Here is a 5,338-nt window from a genome sequence, read left to right on the forward strand (position 1 = left end):
AAGTGAAAAGTGAAAAATATTGGATGCGGCTTTGCCGCCTCCATCGGGAGAAGTAGCGTGTTCAACTACACATCGGTCAGCGACGCCTGTATCAAGTGCGGGAAGTGTATTCCGGTTTGTACCATCCATAACGTCCATGCTGACGAAGTGACAAGTCCACGTGGTTTCATCGATCTGCTGGGAGCGCATGAGCGGGGCGAGCTGGAGCTCGACAGAACGGCGAAGGATATTTTCGAAAGCTGTTTTCTCTGCACAAACTGTGTTGACGTCTGTCCCAACGATCTGCCGACCGATATGGTCATCGAAGAGGTGCGCAGAGAGATTGCGGACAAGTACGGCATCGCCTGGTTCAAACGCCTCTTCTTCTTCCTGCTGCGTCATCGAAAGATCATGGATGTCGCCAGCAAACTCGGCTATGTGTTCAAATCGTGTGCCGTGCAGAGCAACGACAAGTACGGCGGTCTGACCCCCCGTTTCAATCTGCCGATCATCAAGAAGGACCGGCTGCTGCCTAGCATGGCGAGTACGAGCGTCCTGAACTCTTACAAAGAGAACCTCGACCATGGCGGCAAAGGGCGTGTGGCCATCTTTATAGGCTGTCTGGCCAATTACAACTACACCGGTATCGGCCATGGCCTCGTGAAGATACTCAAAGCGCTTGAAATCGATGTCTTTTTCGCCAAGGAGCAGAAGTGCTGTGCGGCACCGGCCTATTTTACAGGCGATTTTCGAACTGTCGAAGTGTTGACAAAACAGAATATCGAATATTTTGAACGATTTATCGACGATGTCGATGCAATCATCGTACCCGAGGCGACCTGTTCGGCGATGATCAAGCACGACTGGGCCCTCTTTTTCCGAAATCGTGGTGAAGAGGAGTGGGCGGTTCGGGCCGAAAAGCTGAACGAAAAGATTTTCATGGCGACAGAGTGGCTTGCCAACCATACGAAGCTATCTGAGCTGTTGCAGGAACGCGGGATAAGGAGCGACATGCTTGTCACCTATCACGATCCCTGCCATGCCAGAAAAGTCCAGGGTATCTACAGGGAACCGCGCAATCTGATTCAGCAAAACTACCGGTTCGCCGAAATGAGCGATCCGAACCGTTGCTGCGGTTTCGGCGGTGTGACGATTCAGACCGAAAAGTTCCATCTTGCCGAAGCAGCCGGCAAACCGAAAGCGGCAATGATCGACGCCACAGGTGCCGACGTGGTCGCGGCTGAATGCAGTGCCTGCCGCATGCAGCTGAGCAATGCCCTCTATCAGGCCGACAGCAAAGCGGTCTTTAAAAATCCGATTGAGCTGATCGCCGAAGCATTAGAGGAGTCTCATGCGTAACGTATTATTTTCGATAGTGACGACCCTTGTACTCTTTTTTGTGGAAGGATGCGCCGTGGGTAATATACAGCAAAACCATGTACCCTGCGAAGAACAACTCTACGATACGACATGGCGTCTCGAGATGTACGATAACGAAACGATCACACTGAAATATCCCGCGACGATCCGTTTTGAAAAGAGCGGAAGGATCTCGGGTTTCAGCGGATGCAATCAATACTTCGGAAAGAGCGAATTGACATCGACAACGATCTCGTTTGGTCCGATCGGTTCGACGCGGAAATATTGCATGGGGCCGCAGGGTGATCTGGAGCGAAAGCTTTTCACGATGTTTCATGGGACTAAATGGTGGAATTTCGATGAAGAAGGTCACCTGCAGATTTTCGACGACGAGCATCGCCTGATTTTCTCGAAAGAGCAGTGATCCGTGGAGTTCTGGCAGCATATCTATGGACAGTTCGATCCCATCGCCTTCACGATCGGGCCCCTCAAAGTCCATTGGTACGGCATCATGTACGTCTTGGCGCTCGTTACGGCGCTATACGCTGCCAAATGGTATGTCAAACGGGATCGCTACCCGATCGACGACAAAACGCTGGAGAGTTTTTTTATTTACGTCGAGATCGGCGTGATCGTCGGTGCGAGGCTCGGCTATATTCTCTTTTACGACCCGCATACACTCTATTACCTGACCCATCCATGGCAGATATTCAACCCCTTTCAGGGAGGCACTTTTACCGGCATCAGCGGTATGAGTTACCATGGTGCTGTCATCGGTTTTTTGCTGGCGACATGGCTCTTCATCCGTAAAACGAACACCTCATTCTGGATGTGGATGGACCTCGTGGCGATCAGCGTGCCGATCGGATACGTTTTCGGACGTATCGGCAATTTTCTCAATCAGGAACTGGTCGGCCGCGTTACGGAGGTTCCATGGGGCATCTATGTCAATCATACGCTTCGGCATCCTTCGCAATTGTACGAAGCCGTGCTCGAGGGGATCGTTGTCGGATCGATCCTCTTTTTGTATCGAAAACGGCAGAGATTCGAAGGAGAGCTGATCGCTCTCTATGCCATATTTTACGGCTTTGCACGCTTCATCGCCGAATTCTGGCGTCAGCCGGATATCCAGATCGGGTTTGTCTGCTGCGGCTGGATGACGATGGGGCAGCTTCTGTCGCTTGCCATGATCATAATCGGCATCGCCGGTTATGGTGTGCTCGCGAAACGGGCTACGGCTGTTTCGTCAAAACCTCGATAATCTTTTCGAGATCCTCTTTCGGGGCATATCCGGGTATGATTTTTGCCGCGCTGCCGTTCTGATCGAAGATGATTGAGAAAGGCAGACCTCCTTCCCAAGTCGCACGATGGGCAATATACTGGACAAAATCGGGGTTGTCGGAGTATTCGTATATCGGATAGTTGAAATGCAGTTTTTTATCGAGCATATGGCGTTCGCCCGGCGTCATCGGTTGCTGGGCATGGATGGCTATGACCTGAAACTTCTCTTTGAACTCTTTTTGAATATCGACCAGGTGGGGAATCTCTTTCATGCACCATTTGCAGTGTTTGCCGAAAAAGTTGAGCAGTACCACTTTCCCTTTGTACTCGTTGATCGATATGCCGTTGGGCTCCTCTTTGATATGCAGGGTCGGCTCCCCCTCTGCTTTCAGTTCGAATGTCAGCATGTTCACGCTGGGTCTCTCTTCGGCCGAAAGCGGCAGAAAAAAGAGTGCAGAAAACGTGAGTATCCAGAGTAGAAGTTTTTTCATGTCAATTCCTTTAGTGTTGTTTTTGATTGGTTTTGAAACTGTTCGTAGAGTTTCAGAATGGCGATGAAAACGGTCGTGATCGCAGGACCGATGATCATGCCCCAGAAACCGTATGTCGTCAATCCGGCGATAATCGAGAAAAAGACCAGAATCTCATTGATCGCGTTGGTCTCTTTGAGCATTTTGTGGTCGATCTCCTTGATGATGATCGGTTTGATGAAGGTGTCGGCGACAATCGAAATGACGACAATCGAATAGAGCGCCATTATGATGGCCTGCGTTCCCCCCTGGGTGACCCACAGATAGATGGATGTGGGGACCCACATCAGTGCGCCGCCGACGACGGGCACGAGCGAGGCGAATCCGTAAAGGATCCCCAGCAATATGGCATCGAGCCCGAAATAGAGAACAATGATGGCGAAAAGTGTGCCTTCGAAAATGGCTGTGGCCAGAATGGAGAAAAAGACAACACCCATTGAGTTGTGCAGCTCATTGAAAAGCAGCTGTGTCTGCGCTGTATCGAGAGGAAGCAGACGTTTGACGGCATGACCGATCTGTTCACCATACAAAAAGGCGAAAAAATAGAAGATGAGTATCAATACCATATCTTTGAAAAAGACGGCACTGTGGGCCGCCATGGAGCCCAGGAAGGCGATCGTGTTTTTGATGTATTTGCTGATGTTCTCTTCGCTGAATATGTTGGTGATCGCACTGTTGACGGAGTCGAGATCGATGCCGAATCGTGAGAGCAGCTCGGTCGGCAGCGAAATCGACTGAAGATAGTTGGCCGTCTTGACGACCAGTTCGTGAATGGCAATAGGATCGATATGGGTCACCATAATCGCGATGGCATTGATCATATAGACGAGAGGAGCGAAAAACATGATACCCAGCAGGAGAGTCATGACGGCACTGACCTGCCACCGTTTGGAAAAGTGGTTCCAGAATGGTTTGGAGATACCGAGAGTCGCGAACATCAGAAGGATTGCGATGGCGATATTCTGCATGAATGGATGGAACACCTGATAGACAAAATAGCACGAGATCAATAGAAGCAGAATGATGAAATACTGGGGTTTCACAATAATCCACCCTGCAGATTTGGTGAAAGTTTGAAATGCTCGTAGGTTTTCGGTGTCGCGATGCGTCCTCTTGCCGTGCGCTCGATGTAGCCGTTGGCCAGGAGATAGGGTTCGATGACATCCTCGATCGTTCCCTCGTCTTCGCTGAGGGCTGCACCGATCGTGCTGAGTCCCAGGGGTTTGCCGCGCGCTTCGATCAGAAGGCGCAGAAGTTTGATATCGAGTTCGTCGAATCCCTCTTCATTGACACCGAGCTGATCAAGTGCGAATTTTGTCCGTTCGAGGTGGATAACCGTTTCGTTCTCCACTTCGGCGAAATCGCGCACACGCCGCAATAGGCGCAATGCGATGCGCGGTGTGCCGCGGCTGCGCCTGGCGATCTCCAAAGCGGCATCACTGTCGCACGGCTTGTCCAGTTTCTCCGCAGCCTGCCGGACGATTTTAGCGAGCTCCCTGCTTTCGTAGAACTGCATCCGAAAATGCATGCCGAACCGTTCCCGCAGAGGATTGGAGATCATGCCCGCACGGGTCGTGGCACCGATGAGCGTGAAACGGGGAAGATCGAGTTTGATCGTCTGGGCCGCCGGGCCGCTGCCGATGATGATATCGAGGCGGTAATCCTCCATTGCAGGGTAGAGAATCTCTTCGATCGCCGGCGAAAGCCTGTGGACTTCGTCGATGAAAAGAATATCACCCTCTTCGAGATTGGTGAGAATCGCTGCGAGGTCCCCGCTCTTTTCTATCATCGGTGCGGCGGTCACTTTGATCTGGCTCTCCATTTCCGAGGCGATAAGGTAGGCCAGCGTTGTTTTTCCGAGACCGGGAGGGCCGAAAAAGAGGACGTGATCGAGGGCTTCGGTACGTTTTTTACTCGCTTCGATAAAGACCTGCAGATTCTTTTTGATCTTCTCCTGCCCGATATATTCGTCCCATCTGGAAGGCCGCAGGGAGGCTTCATAACTGTTTTCGTAATCGAATTTTTCGATCTCGACCATCCGTTCCATCTATCTTGCCTCCGGCAAACACACCACACCGGCGAAACCGCCGTGGCTACGCTGACGCTGAGTCCGCTTTGGCAGCGGGGCCGCCGTGCTGGCACGGCTTACTTCGCGGCAGCGGGCCTCTGCTGATGGAACAGTGAACAGT

General features: G+C 51.6%; 6 protein-coding genes. 3 read left to right on the top strand and 3 right to left on the bottom strand.

The features are described 5' to 3' along the window. Window positions 1-57: 57 nt before the first annotated feature. From Q1K24_RS02430 to lgt, 3 genes are read left to right on the top strand one after another with little or no spacing between them, the layout of a single operon-like run. On the top strand, window positions 58-1,338 hold the full coding sequence (locus Q1K24_RS02430; protein ID WP_300365425.1) for a (Fe-S)-binding protein: 1,281 nt from the start codon (window positions 58-60) through the stop codon (window positions 1,336-1,338). A gap of 55 nt (window positions 1,339-1,393) precedes the next feature. Continuing rightward, window positions 1,394-1,762 (top strand): META domain-containing protein, encoded by a 369-nt coding sequence (locus Q1K24_RS02435; RefSeq protein ID WP_300365428.1) that lies wholly within the window; start codon window positions 1,394-1,396, stop codon window positions 1,760-1,762. A 3-nt stretch (window positions 1,763-1,765) separates the two neighbouring features. Further along, complete coding sequence (gene lgt / locus Q1K24_RS02440; protein WP_300365431.1) at window positions 1,766-2,599, top strand: prolipoprotein diacylglyceryl transferase; 834 nt, start codon at window positions 1,766-1,768, stop codon at window positions 2,597-2,599. On the opposite strand, the gene Q1K24_RS02445 is transcribed toward lgt, so the two are convergent. Genes Q1K24_RS02445 through ruvB form a run of 3 tightly spaced genes read right to left on the bottom strand, consistent with a single transcriptional unit; the run spans window position 2,571 to window position 5,196 of the window. After that, window positions 2,571-3,110 carry a TlpA disulfide reductase family protein gene (locus Q1K24_RS02445; RefSeq protein ID WP_300365434.1) on the bottom strand — a complete coding sequence of 180 codons (540 nt, stop codon included), beginning with the start codon at window positions 3,108-3,110 and terminating at the stop codon, window positions 2,571-2,573. The genes lgt and Q1K24_RS02445 overlap by 29 nt on opposite strands. Beyond that, on the bottom strand, window positions 3,107-4,192 hold the full coding sequence (locus Q1K24_RS02450) for an AI-2E family transporter (protein ID WP_300365437.1): 1,086 nt from the start codon (window positions 4,190-4,192) through the stop codon (window positions 3,107-3,109). The genes Q1K24_RS02445 and Q1K24_RS02450 overlap by 4 nt, the downstream gene beginning before the upstream one ends. Further along, window positions 4,189-5,196 (bottom strand): Holliday junction branch migration DNA helicase RuvB, encoded by a 1,008-nt coding sequence (gene ruvB / locus Q1K24_RS02455; protein ID WP_300365440.1) that lies wholly within the window; start codon window positions 5,194-5,196, stop codon window positions 4,189-4,191. The genes Q1K24_RS02450 and ruvB overlap by 4 nt, the downstream gene beginning before the upstream one ends. Window positions 5,197-5,338: the final 142 nt, after the last annotated feature.

The sequence above is a fragment of the Hydrogenimonas sp. genome (assembly GCF_029932565.1).
Taxonomy (GTDB): domain Bacteria; phylum Campylobacterota; class Campylobacteria; order Campylobacterales; family Hydrogenimonadaceae; genus Hydrogenimonas.